The organism is Treponema phagedenis (genome assembly GCF_008153345.1).
GTDB classification, from domain to species: Bacteria; Spirochaetota; Spirochaetia; order Treponematales; family Treponemataceae; genus Treponema; species Treponema phagedenis.
In genome coordinates this window covers 2,830,353-2,850,178 of record NZ_CP042818.1, presented here as the reverse complement: position 1 = coordinate 2,850,178, position 19,826 = coordinate 2,830,353, and the positions used below count along the sequence as shown (strand labels likewise).

The 19,826-nt window shown below is 40.3% G+C and carries 14 protein-coding genes; 9 read left to right on the top strand and 5 right to left on the bottom strand.

From position 1 onward, the window contains the following. Window positions 1–403: 403 nt before the first annotated feature. On the top strand, window positions 404–1,720 hold the full coding sequence (locus tag FUT79_RS12510; protein WP_002696184.1) for a cyclic nucleotide-binding domain-containing protein: 1,317 nt from the start codon (window positions 404–406) through the stop codon (window positions 1,718–1,720). A gap of 244 nt (window positions 1,721–1,964) precedes the next feature. Here the strand turns inward: FUT79_RS12510 and FUT79_RS12505 are convergent, their stop codons facing one another. Continuing rightward, entirely contained in the window at window positions 1,965–2,651 is a 687-nt protein-coding gene (locus FUT79_RS12505; RefSeq protein ID WP_187426845.1) for a M48 family metallopeptidase, read from the bottom strand. Between the two features lie 649 nt (window positions 2,652–3,300). Between FUT79_RS12505 and FUT79_RS12490 the strand changes: the two genes are divergently transcribed. After that, on the top strand, window positions 3,301–4,002 hold the full coding sequence (locus FUT79_RS12490) for an HAD family hydrolase (protein WP_039943745.1): 702 nt from the start codon (window positions 3,301–3,303) through the stop codon (window positions 4,000–4,002). A 50-nt stretch (window positions 4,003–4,052) separates the two neighbouring features. Further along, window positions 4,053–7,364, top strand: coding sequence for a SpiroCoCo family coiled-coil protein (locus FUT79_RS12485; RefSeq protein ID WP_024753142.1), 3,312 nt, complete (start codon window positions 4,053–4,055; stop codon window positions 7,362–7,364). Window positions 7,365–7,968: 604 nt separating this feature from the next. Here the strand turns inward: FUT79_RS12485 and eno are convergent. Then, window positions 7,969–9,267: a phosphopyruvate hydratase gene (eno, locus tag FUT79_RS12480; RefSeq protein WP_024753143.1), complete on the bottom strand. Its 1,299-nt coding sequence runs from the start codon at window positions 9,265–9,267 to the stop codon at window positions 7,969–7,971. 48 nt (window positions 9,268–9,315) lie between these two features. On the opposite strand from eno, the gene FUT79_RS12475 reads away from it, so the two are divergent. Further along, window positions 9,316–10,257 (top strand): GNAT family N-acetyltransferase, encoded by a 942-nt coding sequence (locus FUT79_RS12475; RefSeq protein ID WP_052812543.1) that lies wholly within the window; start codon window positions 9,316–9,318, stop codon window positions 10,255–10,257. 2 nt (window positions 10,258–10,259) lie between these two features. Here FUT79_RS12475 and FUT79_RS12470 read toward each other — a convergent pair whose 3' ends face one another. From FUT79_RS12470 to FUT79_RS12460, 3 genes are all read right to left on the bottom strand, one after another. Next, on the bottom strand, window positions 10,260–10,919 hold the full coding sequence (locus tag FUT79_RS12470; protein WP_002697140.1) for an HlyC/CorC family transporter associated domain-containing protein: 660 nt from the start codon (window positions 10,917–10,919) through the stop codon (window positions 10,260–10,262). 565 nt (window positions 10,920–11,484) lie between these two features. Beyond that, a complete protein-coding gene (locus FUT79_RS12465; RefSeq protein WP_044634613.1) occupies window positions 11,485–11,910 on the bottom strand; it encodes a copper resistance protein NlpE in 426 nt (141 codons plus the stop codon). Window positions 11,911–11,992: 82 nt separating this feature from the next. Further along, window positions 11,993–12,904 (bottom strand): alpha/beta hydrolase, encoded by a 912-nt coding sequence (locus FUT79_RS12460; protein ID WP_024753146.1) that lies wholly within the window; start codon window positions 12,902–12,904, stop codon window positions 11,993–11,995. 448 nt (window positions 12,905–13,352) lie between these two features. Here FUT79_RS12460 and FUT79_RS12455 point away from each other — a divergent pair, with 448 nt between their 5' ends. The 5 genes from FUT79_RS12455 to rnhA all read left to right on the top strand — a co-directional run bounded on the left by FUT79_RS12455 (window position 13,353) and on the right by rnhA (window position 19,821). After that, window positions 13,353–14,756 (top strand): cytochrome ubiquinol oxidase subunit I, encoded by a 1,404-nt coding sequence (locus FUT79_RS12455; RefSeq protein ID WP_024753147.1) that lies wholly within the window; start codon window positions 13,353–13,355, stop codon window positions 14,754–14,756. Further along, a complete protein-coding gene (cydB, locus tag FUT79_RS12450) occupies window positions 14,756–15,766 on the top strand; it encodes a cytochrome d ubiquinol oxidase subunit II (protein WP_002697151.1) in 1,011 nt (336 codons plus the stop codon). The genes FUT79_RS12455 and cydB overlap by 1 nt, the downstream gene beginning before the upstream one ends. A gap of 9 nt (window positions 15,767–15,775) precedes the next feature. Further along, window positions 15,776–17,509 carry a thiol reductant ABC exporter subunit CydD gene (gene cydD / locus FUT79_RS12445; RefSeq protein ID WP_024753149.1) on the top strand — a complete coding sequence of 578 codons (1,734 nt, stop codon included), beginning with the start codon at window positions 15,776–15,778 and terminating at the stop codon, window positions 17,507–17,509. Continuing rightward, complete coding sequence (gene cydC / locus FUT79_RS12440) at window positions 17,502–19,277, top strand: thiol reductant ABC exporter subunit CydC (protein WP_039943747.1); 1,776 nt, start codon at window positions 17,502–17,504, stop codon at window positions 19,275–19,277. Before cydD ends, cydC begins: the two co-directional genes overlap by 8 nt. A gap of 88 nt (window positions 19,278–19,365) precedes the next feature. Beyond that, a complete protein-coding gene (rnhA, locus tag FUT79_RS12435; protein WP_002697156.1) occupies window positions 19,366–19,821 on the top strand; it encodes a ribonuclease HI in 456 nt (151 codons plus the stop codon). Window positions 19,822–19,826 lie beyond the last annotated feature (5 nt).

The following is a 19,826-nucleotide window of genomic DNA, read 5'->3' as shown; positions in this document are numbered from 1 at the left end:
TCTGGAAATGTCAATATCAGTTCAGTATATTGACAGTAATGGTTTTGCGGCTTCAGCATCCCTATGGTAAGTGTACTCACCGTTGTCAAAACTCAGAACGGGCACGGACGCCCGTGGTTCCAAGCAGCAGCGACGTTTTAAAGCAAGACTATTTGCAAAGCTTTAAAACTCGCAAGGTTTGGTTTTGACATGGGCGTCAAAACCAAACCGTTGGACTCTTTTTTATAAAATTGTTTACGATATATCAAACACGGATAGAGGTATCAAAAAAACGCTACATTAATTATATCGATGTTTTTACCGGGCTATATGAAAGAGTAGAAAATTTGTGTATAGTGAAGTTACTTGAAAACTTATTTAGAATTTTTTACAAGTAATCTATATATTTTTGAGGTGTATAACGATGAAAAAATTTCCTATTGTAACCACTGTTCCGTCAACCATTCAAGCAGTAACAGAAGCATACCGCAATACGAAATCGGATATTGTTATTCAAACACTATCTTCTTATGAAGAAGCTGTTTCCGTTTTTAAATATGAAATGCCTGAAATCAAAATAATTGATTTCGGAGATCCTGCGGTTGATGCAAAATCATGTCTTAAAATTATAACCGATGATCCTTGGCTTTTATTCGGCGGAGTTATTGCTATCACAAATACCGCAAGTGAAAAAGCGACCCTTGAAAGACAAAAAGAGCCGAATTTTTTATTTGTAGCGACTCGTGAAGATTTTGAAAATCACTCTTCGCAAATTATAAAAATTATCGACAGACATCAGCATTTTTTATTTAACCGGGGAATGCATAATAGTATTGAAGAACATGAACACGGTAATTTTATAAGCAATACTGATCCGTTTGAAATTATTTTTTACACCAGTTTAATTGGCACTTATTTATATAATACCAATAGAATAAATGATTCGGAGCGCACCTCTTTCCAGAATGCAATGATGGAACTTTTGCTGAATGCAATTGAGCATGGAAATTGCAATATCAGTTATGAAGAAAAAACAGCGTGGCTCAGTCAGGGAAAAAATATGCTGGACCTTATCGCCATAAAACAAAAGGAGCCTGAGATAAGCAAAAAAAAGGTGTATATAACCTATGATATTACTCCCGAGCGTACTCAGATAAGTATACGAGATGAAGGAAAAGGGTTTGATTGGCGATCAAGACTTAAGGCTGAATTTAAACCTGATTTGCACGGCATGGGCATAAAAATTATTCAAAATTTTATACAAAATCTTAGGTATAATGATATTGGAAATGAGGTTTCGTTTGAAATTCCAAACCAAAAAAACGTAGCAAACCTTACACCGGCAATTTTAAAATCACAAAAAATGCTGACATTTAAACATATGCAGGTTGTGTGTAAAGAAAATGAAGAGTCAAATCATTTATTTTATATTTGCTCCGGCAGATATGCGGTGTACGTAGACAATAAACTCTTGTCAGTGCTTACACCTGCAGATATTTTTATCGGAGAAATGGCGTTTCTCTTAAATGATAAGCGATCCGCAACCATTGTTGCAATCGGAGAAGGAACGCTTGTTTCAATTCCTAAGATGCAATTTATGCATCTGATTGAAGAATATCCTCATTACGGTATTTTTTTGTCGCGGCTTTTGGCGGCTCGGCTTGCAAAGCAATCAAAGGACGCAGCTAAGTTGAAAAATCAGGTACGGGAGTTGGGCGAAAAAAATCCTAAGCAAAACTAGCCGACAAGTTTTAAAAGCTCTTGAAAAATATTAGGCTTTTAAAACATCGTGTTTGCATGAAATCGGCGCCATTCATGGCAAATTATTATAGAAATGCCGAAATTATCAGCCGACATTGTTGATAATCCGATAGGTATGACAGCAATTTAATTGCAAAATGTTTACTCGATCAGCATTAAACAGATGTCGGCAAACTTATTCGAAGCGGTAATAACAATAAATCGATATTTTTAACAGTGCTCCGTTAATATGCCGCCTCTTTTAAATAATCCTGTCTTTTTTTCCAGTCGGGTAAAAACTTTGTTAAATACGATTTAAATTTTGCATTATGCGAGGCTTCTTTAAAATGCGCAATCTCGTGCACTAAAACAACTTCCGCACACTCATACGGAAAAGCGGCGAGTTTTGTATTCAATGTAATAATTTTATCGCGCGGGTTACATGTTCCCCACCTTGAGCGCATACTACGGTATCGAATTACCGACACTTTCTCTTTTGTTTTATTCTCCCAGTGGGGTAAAATTTCTTCAATAAAAGTTTTTAACTCTCTCTTGTATAAACGCTCCAAAACTTCGTTCTTCTTTATGATATCAGCGCCATGCGGCAATTTAAAATGAAGAACCCCTTCAGAGGCAGAAACAGTAGCTCTTTTTGCGTCAAAATCTATGCGAATCCGGTGTGGCTCACCCCAAAGCGGAACCGTATCACCCTCATTAAGTCGGCGCTGTGATTCCCGTCCGTCCCTGCGAGCTTTCATTTTTTTTCGATTTTTTTTAATCCATTCAGCATATTTTTCTATAAAACGCAAAAGCTCTTCATCGGAAACATGCATCGGAGCTGAAACGCGCGGCTCCCCCGTTCTGGGATTGATTACCAAGCGAATAGTTTTTATATTTTTACGCCATACTTCCACATAAATTGAATCTATCATAATTCCGGACTTCATAAAAACAAAATAACATGAGGAAAATCTACTGTCAACAAAGAAGAAGCCATATGCATGGAGAGCAAGTTTTCCGGTATAACGTTTTTTTAATACCTCGATCCGTTTTTAACACATCTTACAAAAAAGAGTCCCGGTTTAGTTTTTGCCGTCCATGGCAAAAACTAAACCATGAGTTTGAAAACTCCTATTATACAAATGTGGTAGTTTTCAAACTCATTTCTGCCTGGAACCACCGCCGTCCATGGCGGTTCTGATTTTTGCCGTCCATGGCAAAATGAAACCTGCGAGTTTAAAAACTCCCTATTATAAAAAAAGCCCGACACGGCGCAAGGGCGAAACCTTGGAATTGCTACTTTTGGTTCGCCAACGAGTTTTAAAGCTTCAATTTTATGGTTTTGTGTTGATGCTTTAAAACATCGTTTGGAATTTCGCAAGGGTGGGCAATTTACCATAGTAATGCTTGAATCTTCAGGCCGTTATGGTTAATGCTCCAAATAGTATAACAACAACGTAATTACAAAACATTATCGTAGCACCAAGGATCCTGTAAGATGCGGCCGTCATGCAAAAAGCAGCAATAAATCACTTGATTTTTATAATAGACAAAATCTTTTATTCTATTGTATAATATCTTATGGCAACACTCATTGAAAAACTTAAGATTGTTAAAGCAGTTGCCTTTGATATAGACGGCACATTGTACCCCGAAGAGCATTTTTTTTTACGAATTACTCCCTTTATGATTCGGCATTTGAAGCTTATGATTGCCTTTGGGGAAGTTCGAAAAAAGTTGCGGAAACTTCAAATAGAAAATCCTGAGGAACCTCTTGCTGATTTTTTTGATTTGCAAGCTACGCTTATTGCGGAAAAAACGGGAAAAGATGCAAAAGCGGTAAAAAATTTTATAGAAACAGAGATTTATCAAGGTTGGAAAAAATATTTTGACAAAGTGAAACCATTTCCCCATATGTTGCAAACAATTAAAACGCTGAAAGCACACGGCTATAAAATTGCCCTGCTTTCCGACTTTCCTCCATCTCAAAAAAATGATGTTTGGGGTGTTTTGCCCCTCTGTGATGCCGCATTGGGAACGGAAGAAGTGGGCGCTTTAAAACCCTCTCCGCTTTCATTTTATGCACTTGCAGAAAAACTTAAGTTGCCTTGCAATCAGATACTTTATATAGGCAATAATAACTATGATGTTGAAGGGGCAAAAGCTGCCGGCTGCATGGTTGGTATACAAAGCGGATTTTCAAGGATTTTCGGAAAGCGCATACAAGGCGCTGACTTTTTTTTCTCCGACTATCGTCAATTATTACAATATATGATACAGTAATACTGTTAAAATAAAAAATTACTTAGCAGGATTTATCATAAGGTGGGAACATGGAATATTTTTTAATCGTTGCGATAACCTCCGCAATCTCGTTAGGAATGGTTCTTTTATCGCGTCAAATGGATAAAAACAATAGATCGATTGAAAAAGCAAAGAAGTACGGAGATCGAGTCAGAGAAGAGCTGGAAGCTTTTGTAACCGAGAAAACAAATCAACTGCGAAATGCCGGCATTGAGCTCAGCGTGCAACAGGAACAAGCCCTTGCTTCGGTAAAAAGACTTGATGATATATATGATAAATTTATGCAACAAGCCGATAAACTTGCGGTAAGAAGTGCTACCATCGAAAGTATCGATCAACATGCAAAAAACTCGGAACAAACAATAAAACAACTTATGGAATTAACTTCCGTTGCACAAAAAAATTTAACTGAAATTACTAAAGAGTCCGGATTTATAGATTCTTTAGGAAAAGCTATCCACGATTCAAAAGCGGAATTACAACAAATAATTGATGCTCTTCCTGAAGTACAAAATACCTTTAGAGCGGAGAACGCACAAAATCTTGCAGACGCCAAAAAGGATATTTTTGCCGAAATTACCGAGGGAATTTCCGAGCTTGAAAAGCGCCTTACCGACACTGAAAGAAAATCCGAATCGTTATTTGAGGTTGCCGCCATTAAACTGAATGAATTATATAAAAAAGCTTTAGAGGATGCGGCAAAAAAAGCGGAAAATTTTGAAGATGAAGCATTTAAAAAATTAGAATCTCAAACGATTGAGCGGATTAAAAAGTATAAAAATACGCTTGAGGAGCGCTCCGCTGTGCTTGATCAACAGATAAAAACCAATCTCGCGGATACAAAAAAACTTGCTGCGGAATTTAAACAAGGCTGGACAGAGGAAGCTAAATCTTATGTTTCCGTTATGAAAACCGATTTTGCCGAAATTGAAAGCAAAGTAGATGCTAAGGTGCAAAATCTACTTGAAAAGATAAGCAACGCAGAAAATAAATCAACCGAGCATTCGGTTCAAATTCAAAACACCTTTAAACACACGGAAACAGGTTTAAAAGAAAAAATACAAACATTGGCTGCAACGCTTAATGAAAACATCCAAACGCTTTCCACAGCTTCTCATGAAAAGCTCCAAACAATTTCCACAACGCTCAATGAAAGCCTTACGAAACTCTCGCAATCGTCTAATGTTAAATTTATTAACTATCAAAAAGAGGTGGAATTTCGCTACAATAAAATTGAACAAGCAATCGCGGGGATTGACACATTAGAGGAAGAGCTCAAAAAACTGAGTACAGAAACTGAAGAAAAATTCAAGCAAAGCTTTAATGACTATGTGCGGATTGCTGAAGAAAAGCAAACCGGTTTTGAGGCAAACTTCACCGAACGGTATAATACCTTGATAACCAAAATGGAAGAAATCAATAATGAACTAAATGAGTTAAAGAATACCGCATATGCAAATGCATCTGAAAAATTGAAGCTATTTCAAGATGACTTTTTTGAAGATTTGCAAAAGCGCGGGGATGTGCTAAATATTCGTATTGATGAGTGGCGTAATGATTTGGAAGAAAAGTTGACTTTACTTGCTTCCGAAAACGAATCATCCCGCCGTGATATTGAAGATGCGTATAAAAAAGAATTAAAACAACGGTTACTAAAACTTGCGGAAGAGAACAATGGGCAGTTTTTAAAATTGAGCCAACAAGTTTCTCAAATAGAAGAAAATCTTAAACGAAGAATTAGCGGTAACGATCAAAGTCTTGAACAATATATTACAGAACTGAAAAACACCGCAGAAACCTTAAAAGAAAAAGCAAGCATCTCGTTGGAAGAAGAAGTTTTGGACATGCAACAAAAAATGCAGGAAACGCTAAAAACGCAAACGCGGGATTTAGAAGCAAACGCTAAAGAACTGTCAGAATATATAGAGAATATAAAAACGCAGGCTGAACAAAATTTTGCCGAAATACATCAGAACCTTGAATCCTGGAAAACCGGAAGCGATAGACAATTTGCGGATGCCCGGAGCTTATTTGACGGAAAAATCAGCAGTTTTGCAGCTTTGACCGAGACTGCAATAGAAAATCTTGATGCAAAATATAATTCTCAATATAAAGAATTTGCGTTAAAAAGCGATGAAGCTTTTGAAGAATTAAATAAAAAATTTGAAGAAATGGATGAGATGATTGCAAATGTAAAAAACAATTTAACCAATCATGCGGAATCCGTAACGGCAACCTTACAAAACGACTGTGAGCAGGCGAGTCAGCTAATCGACAAAAAAATCCGTGAGGCAACTTTTGAAACTGAATCATCTTTGCAGACAGTCAGAGATATGATTCAATCGTTACAAACTCAAATCGTTAGCACACAAGAAGGACTTTTGACAAAAATACAAAACGATTCCGAGCGACTTACACAGAGCCTTGATGAAATTGAAAAAAGGCAAGCAGCCTTTATTAATCAAACAAAGGTTTTTGAGCGCGCAGATGAATTAAAAGCAGGACTTGAAGAAGATATCACAAGAATCACTAATGAAATTGCCAAGTTTGAAATTTATCGGGATACAATGGATAAGCTCAGCTTACAATATGAAAAAGTCAAACACTTAGAAGAAGAAGCCGAGCAAAAAATAGCTCGCTTTATGGAAGAGCGAAAAAACATTGACATTCTTGAAGGAGAATTTGCAAAACTTGAAGGCTTTTCAGAGTCAATGGATAGAAAGATTCTGGAAATTAATGCTGTCAATGATGATTTGCAGCAGTATCAAGTTCAAATCAGAAAAATTGAAGAAAGTATCAGTGATGTGAATACCCGATATGACAGGCTTGAGAAAAAAGGTCTTGTACTTGATCAAACGGTAAAAAATATTGACGATGCCTTTGAAAATCTTAAAGCGCTCGAAAATAATATAAAAGACTTTAAAGGGGAACTAACCACCGTTTCTCCGGAGCTTGAAAGCGTACGAAATGATTTAACCGTGGTTTTGGAAAATCAAAACAAAACCGAAGCCGTTCGGGCACAAATGGAAACAATAGATTCTCTTTTAGAAGAGATGGAAGAGCGGATCGAAAAGATGCAAAATGCCCGGGAATGGCTTGCGGCAACCGAAACCAGATTACAGGAAATTTCAAAGAATTCCGAAAGCCAGTTAAAGCTTTTAGGAGTCCTTCTAAAATCTGAAATGCCGGCAAAAACTGCAGGAAGCGGCTCTCCCTCAATCGAAACACGAGAAAATGTGCTTAAACTTTACAACAGCGGGTGGACTATTGAAGCAATCGCAAATGCACTAAAACGTTCCGAAGGTGAAATAGGGCTAATCCTTGAAATGGCTGATAAATAACATAGCAGAGAACCTCATAACAATAATTTTCAGGATTATCCCCCGAATTATTTTGCGGATAATAATTTATATTTGACCTGCCTGAAAATAACAACCGTTTACTCGGTTCTTTGTACAGGGCTTATGCATGAACAAAGGGCTGTCGCCCCTTGCCCCCGCTTTGGTGTGTTAATTCCAATAGTTTTTTAATGTATCCAATACGAAACCAAATTTTTATAAAAAAGAGTCCGACACGGCGCAAGGGCGAAGTTTTGAAAATTTACTCTAACTTCGCCTACGAGTTTTAAAGCATCAATTTTACAGTTTTATGTTGATGCTTTAAAACGTCGTTTGGAATTTAGCAACGATGAGTAATTTACCATACTAATGTGTATTGTACAGGCTTGGGGTTGCCCTTAGTCTTGCCGGTTTATCCTTCGCCGCGCTCCCGTCCCCTTAACCCCTGCACCAGAGAAATGTAGATTTCGGCACGGGCACGGACGACCGTGGTTCCACGCAGACGGTTTAGTTTTTATAAAATTGTTTATGATAATGCAATAGATCAGCTTAAAAAAAAAGCTGCCTTCTTCGGGCAGCTTTTTTTACGATTAACCGTTAAAAACGTTTAGCGGTTAAATTTTGCAAAGGTTGCGGCGCCTGCGTAGCGTGCTTGTACACCGAGCTCTTCTTCAATGCGGATAAGCTGGTTATACTTTGCGATGCGGTCGCTGCGGCTCATAGATCCGGTTTTAATCTGTCCGGTTTCAAGGGCAACCGCGAGGTCTGCAATAAAGGCATCCTCGGTTTCGCCTGAGCGGTGGGAAATAACGGCTGTGTAGCCTGCGTTTTGTGCCATCTTGATTGCATCAATCGTTTCGGTTACCGTGCCGATTTGATTCAATTTAATAAGAATTGAATTGCAAGAGCCTTCCTTAATTCCGCGAGCAAGACGTTCGGTGTTGGTTACAAAAAAGTCGTCTCCGACAATTTGAATCTTATTGCCAAGTTCTTTGGTAATATGTGCATAGCCTTCCCAATCGTTTTGATCAAGCGGGTCTTCAATTGAAACAATCGGATACGCATCAACCCATTTTTTGTACAACTCTACCATTTCGACTGCGGTAAACAATTTATTCGGATTTGATTTCCAGAACTTATAGCCTTTTCGGTCTCCTTCATCAAAAAGCTCCGATGAGGCACAGTCAAGCGCAATAGAAATATCGGCACCCGGTTGTAATCCCGCCTTTGCAATTGCCTTCATAATATATTCAAGCGCTTGTTCGTTATCGAGGTCGGGGGCAAAACCGCCTTCATCTCCGACGGAGGTTGCTTTTCCGTCAGCCTTCAGTAATGCTTTTAATGCATGGAATACTTCCGCACTCATGCGAATTGCTTCATGAATAGAGTCCGCTCCGAGCGGCATAATCATAAATTCCTGAAAGTCTATTTTATTATCCGAATGCTTTCCGCCGTTAATAATATTTGCCATCGGAACCGGCATTTGGAAAGTATGGGCACCACCAAGATAGCGGTACAAAGGAATGCCGATGCAATCCGCCGCAGCGCGGGCAACCGCCATCGAAACGCCGAGCATTGCATTTGCGCCAAGTTTTGATTTATTCGGTGTGCCGTCAAGATTAAGCATTGCCGCATCAATTTCGCCTTGCTCTAAAGCATCCATACCGTCAAGCTCTTCGGCAATAAGCGTGTTTACATTATCAACCGCTTTTAATACACCTTTCCCGCCGTATCGGTTTTTATCTCCGTCACGCATTTCCAATGCTTCAAACTCACCGGTAGAAGCCCCGGAAGGAACACAGGCTCTTCCCAAACTTCCGTCACTTAATACGACATCTACTTCTACAGTGGGGTTGCCTCTTGAATCAAGAATCTCTCGTCCCTCAATATAAACAATATCACTCATGTTATAACCTCCTAACATTCCTTGAGGACTTTATTATATCATTTTTCCATGATAATATCAAATGGTATGGATATTTTTCTATCGCCTGAAACAATAGGCGAGCTTATTTTCGCTATGGAAAATCAACATGACCGCTATCTTTTTGATATTCAAACCGGTAAATGTATCAATCAAACGGATGCAATAACAGCAATAGAGAATGAACCGGAGAATAGATTCTATGCTATTCCCGATTGGAATTCCTCCTGCGGATTTAGAGTTATGGAGCGGTTTACGGCGGAAATCCGTAATCCTGTTTTAAGAGAGCAACTGCGTGATATTTTTTCGCAGCGGAAGGGAGTTTTTAAAAACTTTAAAGAAGCACTAAAAGACTTTCCTGAAATTGAACATCGCTGGTATAAATTTAAAGAAGCGGAAATGCGCGCGGTAATTTATGCATGGTTTAATGATTTGCGGGAGCAACACAACTTAGAGCCGCTATGTTTTGAAGAAGAGGAAACCGGCGACCTTATTCGAGAAGATTTTGTTTTTGAAACCGTGCCGCTAAAAACGCTTTCATCTTCTTTTTTAATTGATTTTTTAAGAGATTCTTCAGCAATGCCTTTGAATCATGAAAATCAAGATGCTTTTTCTCTTTTTGAGTACAGCCTGTTGCAAGAACTGTGCATAGAAGAAATAGCTTTGAAAGATACGGAAAACAGTACGGTGATTTTGATAAAAAATGACGAAGAAGTAATCGGCTGCTGTTTGCTTCTTCCTTCTAAGGGGCAAAGTTTAGAAATTCCTGTTTTTCGTATTTTACCCGAGTATCGCGGTTTTGGGCTGGGAAAAGAATTATTGCACAAAGCGATAAGCTTTGCAGATGATACCATGTTTCGCTTTTTACAACTTACCGACCGATGGTTGCCATCGTATTTTTATACCACAATGGAAAGCGCAGGGTTCCGCCAACTTGGACTTATTTTCAGTAAAAAATGTACTTACGAGTAAACCTATTTTAGCGGTGTAATTTTTATATGTCGAATAAGATCATCGTCCATCTCATAAATCTCGAACACAAAATCGCCGATGGTGGTTTTTAATCGATAGCTTGGTTTTACTCCCTCTTTTTTTAAGTAGTTAAAAAGATACCCGGCAACCGTGTTTCCTTTTGCCGCATCAAAATCCGCTCCAAGACGTTTGTTTACTTCCTGAATACTGGTGCCGCCGTTGACAATATAGTCGCCCTCTAACTCGTGATTATAAATTTCGGGGTCATTCAAATATTTCCGCGTTGCGAAAAGAATCGCAATCGCAACAACTCCTAAAAGAGATTCCAGCATGCTTCCGTGGTCGGCAACAAGTTTTCGTGCAATGGTATAGAGCAGCACCTCAATGGCACTCGCCGGTGTGCGCTTTACCAGCATCTTGATAAACTCAATTCCAATCACAAGTTCAAACACAATAGACAAAAATTCCGACACCGGCGGAATAGAGTCTTCGGTAAAAAAGGTTGTTATAATAGTAACAATACCGCTGAATGCCCGCACCGAAAGAAGAATAATTCCGACAAGCATAATTCCCGCAATAATTATCTCGGAGTAACTTGCTGTTTGGTTAATCATTCTGCGTAAATTCTGCTTATCAAAAAACAATTTTATTTTTCGTTTCATAAAAACCACTATACACTAAGATTATAAAATTACAAAGAGTTTATCCATCTTTTTTTGAAAAATTGTTTTTCAATGAGGCTAATCAAGCAATGTTTCTTGTGTCAGTCCGAATGTATTTGCGAAACGGCTTCAGTTACGCCGGTGTAACGTTTTTTTTGACAATGCTATGATTTTATACGAATCGTAAACAATTTTATAAAAAAGAGCTCGACACAGCGCAACGGTGAGCAAACTTACCATAGGAATGCTTAAATCCTCACGCCGCTTGTTAATTACAAAACGTTACACGCGTAGTCTACAATACAATTTTTGTGGTGTTTGTATTAATATTCCCGCTTATTTGTGCAACCGCTGAATTAAAAAGGAATGTCTTTATCGTGTTGGAATTGTTTTATATTTGCTGACCTGCAAAAGGGAGAAGAGCAATAGCTTTGTTTTTATTCAAAGCAAAATAGCGTCAACAAGCTTTGCCTGTTTGTTTTAGAAAACAAGCAAAGCATCGTCGCAGTTAGTGTTTTGCATGAGTTTGAATCGCAAAACACGGAAAATTTACCGGTATGAGAAGTTATTTTGTCTCTCTTTTTAAAATATAAAATTCTGCAAGCGGAGAGTTCAGCTCATCAACATTTTCGATACCTAAAAGTTGAATTTCATTTTCGTTGATAATTTTATAATAGGTTACCATTCCCGAATCGTGGAACAACTGTATTTTTTTCTCCGCTGTAAATTCCCATTTTCCCGTTTCTTTAAAAACATCCGACACCTTTCCGAGTCCCTGCTGAGTGCAGCTAAAGGTGTAGTCCGCATTCAATGTAAGACGGGTGTTGATTCCTGGTGCATCCGCAGCGGGAAGAATACCGACAAAAGTTGAATCAAAAAATTGCTCGGCTTTTGCTGCCGGCTGTTTTTCTGTTTCCGTTTGCGTAGAAGCACAGGAGGCAAGTAAGACTGCCATACAAATAACGGTAATAAATAAGGTTCTTTTTCTCATAATGTAACTCCTAAATGTAAAAATATACTGTAAAACAATGCGTGAAAATGCCGGTTACATGGTATTTAAAGCGATTTTGCAGCTATTCGTTATCTTTAAATAATTTTTTTATCCATGCTCCGAATCTTTCTATTGCAAGATGCGCATCAGGTACAAAATCTTCCATTGCTTGAAAAAGGTGCCATCGATTTTCCCAGATATCAAATTCCGCAGAACCGCCGGCAGCTTCGATTTTTTTTACAATTTCGCTTGCGTCCGCAGAAAGCATTTCCAACTGCCCGCACTGTATAAAAACCGGAGGAAAATCACTGAAGTTTCCGAACAAGGGAGAAACAAGCGGATTTTTCAGATTATTTGAATACGTGTACTGTAGCGCACAGTTGTGAAAAATATCTTTTGTGAAAAGAGGATCTTTTTTCCCGTATGCTTGTTTTACCATGTTTTCCACCGTTAAATCAGCCCACGGTGAAATAAGCGCAAGTCCCGCCGGTTTTACGATTTTTTTTTCGTGTAAGTAATGTACAAGTGCAAGCGCAAGCCCCCCTCCCGCGCCGTCTCCACTTAAAATGATATTGGAAGGCGAAAATCCGAATTTATCAATTAATGAAGCATATACGGTATAGAGATTTTCGAGCGCTGCGGGAAAAGGATGTTCGGGTGCCAGCGCATAGTCGGGTAAAAAAAGTTTTGCACCTGCTTGGTGCGCGATTAAAGCACAAAGCGTTCTTGAAGCCTTTTTTGAGCCGCTTATAAATGACCCTCCATGCGCATAAAGCATAACACGACCGGTAATTGCAAGTTCAGGATTGAGAACATCAACAGATATCCCCGCAATCTCCTTTGTAGAAACATCAACCCGGTTGGGAATATACGGAGAATAAAAAAAAGCATCATAATTACTGCGTATCGTTTGAATAGGAAGCTTCGGCGCATATAAAGCTTTTTTAAACAGCTTTTTTGCTTTCCCTGATGATTTTAGATGTATGTCCGACATGGGCACACTGTATCATAATTACAGTGTTTTTTCCAGTAGTATTGTAATAGATAGGGCTTACGCATGAATAAGGGGCGGCTGCCCCTTGAACCCCGCTGATGCTTTGCATTAAGGGCTTGGGCAGCCCTTAGACCTGCCTTGCACACGATGTTTAAAAGCATCAACACTGTTTTGTAAAATTGAAGCTTTTAAACTCGTAGGCGAAAGCAAAGGGAAAATAGTAAAGCTTCGCCCTTGCCCTAAGAACTCGTCTTGGAACCAATGCCGGTATGGTTTTTATTGTATAAACTCTTTTCACTAATGTCTTTCACACAATAAAAATACAAAAATTTTCATATGTAAACTCTGTTAACCATGCGGAAAGAATTGCCACTAATAAAAAATTGATATATAATGCTGGCGTATAATTAAATAATTGCTAAAATCTCTAAATAAGGATGTACGTATTATGAGTATTTTAAGTCTTGCACGTTTTCAATTTGCAATGACAACGGTGTTCCACTTCTTTTTTGTACCTCTCTCCATCGGACTTGCATTTATGGTAGCAGTTATGGAAACCAGATATGTAAGACGAGGCGATGAAGAATATAAAAAAATGACAAAGTTTTGGGGACAAATGTTTTTACTCAGCTTTGCGGTAGGAGTGGTAACCGGTATCATTCAGGAATTTCAATTCGGAATGAACTGGTCTAATTATTCACGGTTTGTCGGTGATATTTTTGGCGCACCGCTTGCGGTAGAAGCTCTTCTTGCCTTTTTTATGGAGTCAACCTTTATCGGTATATGGATGTTCGGCTGGGACAGATTCAGTAAAAAAGCACATCTTGCGTTTATTTGGCTTACCGCAATCGGCTCCATGCTTTCAGCGTTGTGGATTCTTGCGGCAAACAGTTTTATGCAAAAACCAGTAGGTTTTACCGTGCGTAACGGACGTGCGGAACTTGATAACTTTTTTGCATTGCTGACAAATGACCAAACATGGTATGCGTACACACACGTATTGGCAGCGGCTCTTTTAGTTGCCGCCTGTTTTATAGCAGGAACTTCCGCTATTCAAATGCTGAAAAAAAAGGAGCTATCATTTTATAAAAAATCCCTTAAAATGGGGCTTACATATGGAGTTATTGCAGCTGTGGCTCTTTTTATTATCGGAGACTTACAAATGCGAGCATTACTTCACGATCAACCGATGAAATTTGCCGCAATGGAAGGTCTATATGAAGATTCCGAACCGAATGCTCCATGGACGATTATGGCCTCAATTGATGTTAAAAACAAAACAACAAAACCGATCGGACAAGTGCCGTATATGCTCGGAATTCTTTCAGGAACCTCCAAACCGATAAAAGGAATGAATACTATTCAAAAAGAGTTTGTTGAAAAATACGGGAAACTGAAATCAACGTATGGAGAGCGGGCTGATTATTATGTTCCCACAAAGACTTTGTTTTGGAGCTTCAGAATTATGTCGGGCTTTTCGTTCGGTGTGATGTTTTTATTTCTTTTAAGCAGACTCATCCTTCGATGGATTGAAAAACAACGCTGGCTGCTTTTTCTTATCGCTCTTTGCGCCTTTGTTCCGTTTGTCGCCACCACTGCAGGCTGGCTTATCACTGAATTCGGGCGGTATCCGTGGACGGTCTACGGTGTGTTTACCATTGCGGACAGTGTGTCGCCAAATGTTTCGGCAGCCTCTTTGCTGTTTACAAATATTGTATACTTTATGCTTTTTACCGTTCTTGCGGCGGTTTTAATCTTTTTAATGAAACTTGAATTCAAAAAAGGGCCTTCGTCATATGCGCCAGTAAGTAAACCCGCAGACGTTGATCCGTTTGAAAAAGGAGACAAATAATGTTCGGTGATATAAGCTTTTTACAACTTTTATGGTTTGCCTTAATTGGCGTACTTTTTTCAGGCTTTTTTATTTTGGAAGGTTTTGATTTCGGCGTCGGGATGCTGCATCTTCTTATGGGAAAAAATGAAAAAGAGCGCGATGCAATACAACTTTCAATCGGGCATGTTTGGGACGCCAATCAGGTTTGGCTGCTAACCGCGGGAGGCGCAATGTTTGCCTCATATCCGTATTGGTATGCGGCTTTATTCAGCGGGTTTTACCTTATTCTTTTTTTAGTGCTTGTCGGTTTAATTTTACGCGGCGTTTCTTTTATTTTCCGTGCAAAAATGCCCACTTCAAGGGGAAAACGAATCTGGGATTTTATCTTCGGGATCAGCAGTTTTATGGCTCCATTTTTCCTCGGCGTTTTGTTTACCGCAATGGTTCGCGGAATGCCTATTGACGAAAAGGGAAATATGGTCGCAGGCTTTTTCGATTATATAGATTTTTTCTCTCTTGTCGGAGGCGTTGCCGTAACGGTACTCTGTCTTTTGCATGGCTTAAATTATCTTGCACTTAAAATGGACGGAGATTTACGAATGCGGGCAAAAGATTGGGCAAGAAAATTATATCTGGTGCTCTTTGTCGGCTTGGTGCTTTTTGCCGTGTTACTGTTTTTCTCCACGGACTTCTTTTTTTTACGTCCGATTTCGACCATTTCTTCACTGCTCATTATTGTTGCATTAAGTCTTTGGGCTGCCTTATCCGTGTATAACGGCAAAGAGGGAAAAGCATTTATAGCCAGCAGTCTTAGTTTTGTTTCTCTTGTATTGCTGCTTTTTGTCGGTTTGTTCCCGCGTGTAATGGTCAGCTCCATTGCCCCGGAAAACAGCATTCTTATTGCAAATGCAAGCAGCAGCGAATACACATTGCTGGTAATGACGATTGTTACCGTCTGCTTATTGCCCTTTGTCCTCGGCTATCAGATTTTTGCATACTATTCATTCAGTGAAAGAATAAAATGCTGAGGTTGATTTTTGTTTGATAAAAAACTATTTCGCTTTAACGGAATAAAATCTCTGATGATAAAGCTTGCGGAGGCGTCGTTCCTGCAAGCTGTTCTTATTATAATACAAACATTTTACCTTTCGCTTACGCTTTCAGCATTATGGAAAGGTGCCGGTTTGCGTTCCCAGCTTATGCCCATACTGATTTTTGCCCTAGCCTTTTTCCTTCGCCATAGTATTGACGCTATTCGCGACAAAAAGATAAGCGCATACAGCTCAAAACAAGGGGAGCGGTTACGCGAACAGCTGCTCACCCGTATCTTTTTTTTAGGGCCGCGTTTGGTACGCGAAGAAGGCGCCGCTCATTTAACCGTAACCTGCTTGGAAGGAATCCTGCGTGTTGAAGAATATCTTGCGCTTGTGCCGGTAAAAATGCTGAATATGGCTCTTATCCCCGTTATAACGATTATTGCAGCCTTTATAGCAGACCCGCTTTCCGCAGGCATTATGCTTGCCGGATATCCGATTGTCATTGTATTTATGATGTTACTTGGACTTGCGGCGCAAAAAAAGGCGGACAGTCAATTTGATTCTTACAAACTTTTATCAAACCATTTTATGGATTCCCTGCAAGGCCTTGAAACACTTGCAATTTTAGGCAAGAGCCGAGGACATGCGGACAGTGTTTTTAACGTGAGCGAGCGCTACAGAAAGGCAACAATGGGAACCTTGAAAGTGGCAATGCTTTCCACCTTTGCGCTTGACTTCTTTACCACCCTGTCGATTGCAGTCATCGCCCTGCTTTTAGGAACCCGCCTTTTTATGGGCTCTATCCGGCTTTTTCCGGCTCTGTTTATTTTAATTCTTGCGCCTGAATATTTTTTACCTTTAAGAGAGTTTGCAAACGACTATCACGCAACCCTTGACGGAAAAAACGCTTTGCACGCAATTTTAAACATTATCGATGAAAAAATTGTCTTGCAGCAAAATACCGTGCAACTCAATTTATGGAATAAAGACTCCGAATTTGCCTGCACGGGCATTTCCTACACGTATAAGAATTCCGAAAAACCTGCGGTGCATAATTTTTCTTTTCGATGGAACGGAACGGGAAAAATCGGCATAATCGGAAAAAGCGGTTCCGGCAAATCAACGCTGATAGATTTACTTGCAGGCTTTACGCAGCCCGATACGAATTCCGGCGGATTCAGCATAAACGGGCAGCACTCCGCCCATCTTACCGAAAAAAACTGGCAAAAACAAATTGTATACATACCGCAAAACACCTATATTTTTCATGCAAGCATTGCCGACAACATTCGCTTTTACGAACCCTCCGCCTCCCTCGATGAGGTAAAAAAAGCGGCTGAACAGTCGGGACTTCTGCAATTTATTGAATCCCTCCCCGAAGGTTTTGAAACGCTCATCGGAGAAAAGGGACGAGCCCTAAGCGGCGGACAAGCACAGCGTATTGCCCTTGCGCGGGCGTTTTTAGCCAACGACAGGCATATCATCCTTTTTGATGAACCAACCGCCCACCTCGATATCGAAACCGAGCTTGAAATCAAAAAGGCAATGCTGCCGCTTTTTGAAAACCGGCTGGTGTTTTTTTCCACACACCGTTTGCATTGGATGCGCGAAATGGACACTATCCTTGTTTTAGAAAACGGAGCGCTTGCGGAGCAAGGAACGCACGAAGAGCTTTTGGCAAAAAACGGTGCGTATACGCAATTAGTTGCGGAACTGAGAGGCGGCAATGATTAAACGGCTTAAAAACTTGCGAAAAGCGTTCAAAAAAGACACCTGGGTAAAAACCTACGTGCGAAAAAACAGAGGCATGTACGCGCTTTCGGTTTTCCTCGGCGTTTTATATTTTTCCTGTGCGGCAGCGTTGATGTTTATTTCCGGCTTTTTAATCAGCTTGGCGGCAACCATGCCAAACCATTTTCAGGTGCTTGCTATTTGGGCGGTTTTACTGCGAGCCTTCGGCGTGGGCAGACCCGCCTTTAAATACGCGCAAAGAATTGTCAGCCATAATTGGGTGCTGAAAATAACCTCATTTTTGCGGCGCAGACTCTATTGCGACCTCGAAACCGATGCAATGAATTACAAACAGCGGTACCAAAGCGGCAATATTCTTTCGCTCCTTTCCGATGATATCGGGCATGTGCAAAATCTGTATATCCGCAGCATCTTACCCCTGCTTACCGCATGGGTTTTATACTTTTTAGTTGTACTCGGTTTCGGCCTCTTTTCGCCGCTTTTTGCCCTGTGGATGTTCATCGCAATCTTTATGCTTGCCGTACTTGCGCCTCTTTTCTCACTCAGTATAAACACAGTGCATAAAAAAACGCAAAAAGAACATAAAAACGCCCTGTATACCGGACTTACCGATGCGGTTTTAGGCATCGGCGATTGGATTTGTTCCGGCAAACAAGAGCTGTTTTTGCAAAAAATAAAACAACAGGAAAAAACATTAAAAAGCTCCGAAAGCACGCTCAACGCATTCAATCGAAGGCGCAATCTTATACAGAAAATCTGGTATACGGCGATTGTCGTAACCGTTATTTGCTGGGCGGGAAACTATATTCTGCCCGAAACACCGGCGTTCACACTGTGGAAAAACTGGATTGCCGCCTTTGTGCTTGCAATCTTCCCGCTCACCGACGCCTTTTTACCGCTTTCGGAGGCAATCACCGAACTCACCGATTACGAAGATTCCTTACAACGCCTGAACTCTTTACAAATAAAAGTACAAAACGAGTGTGAGTGCGCGGTTTTACCATCGGACTTTACCGCGCTGCATATAAACGGCGTGCAATTTACCTACAGGCTTAATGCGCCGCTCCTTTCCGATTTTTCTTTGCAAATGAACAAAGGCGAAAAAATTGTCGTACTCGGAAAAAACGGGGCAGGAAAATCCACCCTGATAAAACTTATCCGCGGAGACATACAGCCGCAAGCGGGAAGCCTTTTGTTTGACTTCGGCAAAACAAAAATCCCCGCCGCCGATTTCGGCAGAAACATCAGCGAATACGTGAGCTTATTACAGCAAAATCCCTTTATTTTTAACACCACCATACGGAACAACCTTGCATTGGGAAAAGAAACCGCAAGCGACGAAGAAATACTCTATGCGCTTGAGCAGGTAGATTTACGCAAAAAAGTTGAATCCCTGCCCGAAGGCTTGCAAACCGTTTTATACGAAGGCGGCAAACGCTTTTCAGGCGGCGAGCGCCAGCGGCTTGCCCTCGCCCGAATTCTCTTAAAAAACACACCCCTCATTCTATTGGACGAACCGACGGTTTCCCTTGACCCCGTAACCGAGCAAAAACTTTTAAACACCCTCTTTAAAACCTTACAGGACAAAACCGTCCTTTGGGTTACTCACCACCTGCAAGGCATTGAGGCAATGGACAAGGTTATCTTTATCCAAAACGGCAAACCCTTCCTTGAAGGCACCCCGCACGACCTCGCAAAAAACAACCCCTACTACCAAAACCTGCTTGAACTGGATAGAGGATTTGTGTGAGGTTTTTCGGCATTTTATAATCCCTTAAAATCCTTAAACCTTTTATGCTATGATAACTGCATAAAATAAATTCTTAACAGGAGCTATAATGAACACAGAATCTTTAATTGAAGTATATACTGACGGAGCCTGTTCCGGGAATCCCGGGCCGGGCGGCTGGGCATTTGTGATGGTAATTGACGGAAAAGAGCCGTTTACGCAATCAGCGGGGGAAAAGCTTACGACAAACAACCGCATGGAACTTGCGGCGGTAATAAACGCCTTGCAAGCTATTTCGCAAAACTATGCCTCAGCCCGTATTTGCCTGTATACCGACTCTCAATATGTGAAAAACGGTATTACCGAATGGATTCAAAAATGGAAGAAAAACGGCTGGAAAACAGCCTCAAAGCAGCCGGTAAAAAACCAAGACCTTTGGCTTTTACTTGACAAGCTTTCAAGTGAACTCAAACCTGAATGGAACTGGGTGAAAGGGCATGCCGGCAATAAATTTAACGAGCTCTGCGATGAGCTCGCGGTTGCCGCCGCCCAATCGGTAAAATAAAACCT

What these genes read in the sequence shown, in the direction of transcription:
- FUT79_RS12465 (WP_044634613.1), bottom strand. Translation starts at nt 11,910, where the DNA reads ATGAGAAAAAGAACCTTATTTATTACCGTTATTTGTATGGCAGTCTTA.
- FUT79_RS12485 (WP_024753142.1), top strand. Translation starts at nt 4,053, where the DNA reads ATGGAATATTTTTTAATCGTTGCGATAACCTCCGCAATCTCGTTAGGA.
- FUT79_RS12455 (WP_024753147.1), top strand. Translation starts at nt 13,353, where the DNA reads ATGAGTATTTTAAGTCTTGCACGTTTTCAATTTGCAATGACAACGGTG.
- FUT79_RS12505 (WP_187426845.1), bottom strand. Translation starts at nt 2,651, where the DNA reads ATGATAGATTCAATTTATGTGGAAGTATGGCGTAAAAATATAAAAACT.
- FUT79_RS12460 (WP_024753146.1), bottom strand. Translation starts at nt 12,904, where the DNA reads ATGTCGGACATACATCTAAAATCATCAGGGAAAGCAAAAAAGCTGTTT.
- FUT79_RS12490 (WP_039943745.1), top strand. Translation starts at nt 3,301, where the DNA reads ATGGCAACACTCATTGAAAAACTTAAGATTGTTAAAGCAGTTGCCTTT.
- cydB (WP_002697151.1), top strand. Translation starts at nt 14,756, where the DNA reads ATGTTCGGTGATATAAGCTTTTTACAACTTTTATGGTTTGCCTTAATT.
- cydC (WP_039943747.1), top strand. Translation starts at nt 17,502, where the DNA reads ATGATTAAACGGCTTAAAAACTTGCGAAAAGCGTTCAAAAAAGACACC.
- FUT79_RS12470 (WP_002697140.1), bottom strand. Translation starts at nt 10,919, where the DNA reads ATGAAACGAAAAATAAAATTGTTTTTTGATAAGCAGAATTTACGCAGA.
- FUT79_RS12510 (WP_002696184.1), top strand. Translation starts at nt 404, where the DNA reads ATGAAAAAATTTCCTATTGTAACCACTGTTCCGTCAACCATTCAAGCA.
- FUT79_RS12475 (WP_052812543.1), top strand. Translation starts at nt 9,316, where the DNA reads ATGATAATATCAAATGGTATGGATATTTTTCTATCGCCTGAAACAATA.
- rnhA (WP_002697156.1), top strand. Translation starts at nt 19,366, where the DNA reads ATGAACACAGAATCTTTAATTGAAGTATATACTGACGGAGCCTGTTCC.
- eno (WP_024753143.1), bottom strand. Translation starts at nt 9,267, where the DNA reads ATGAGTGATATTGTTTATATTGAGGGACGAGAGATTCTTGATTCAAGA.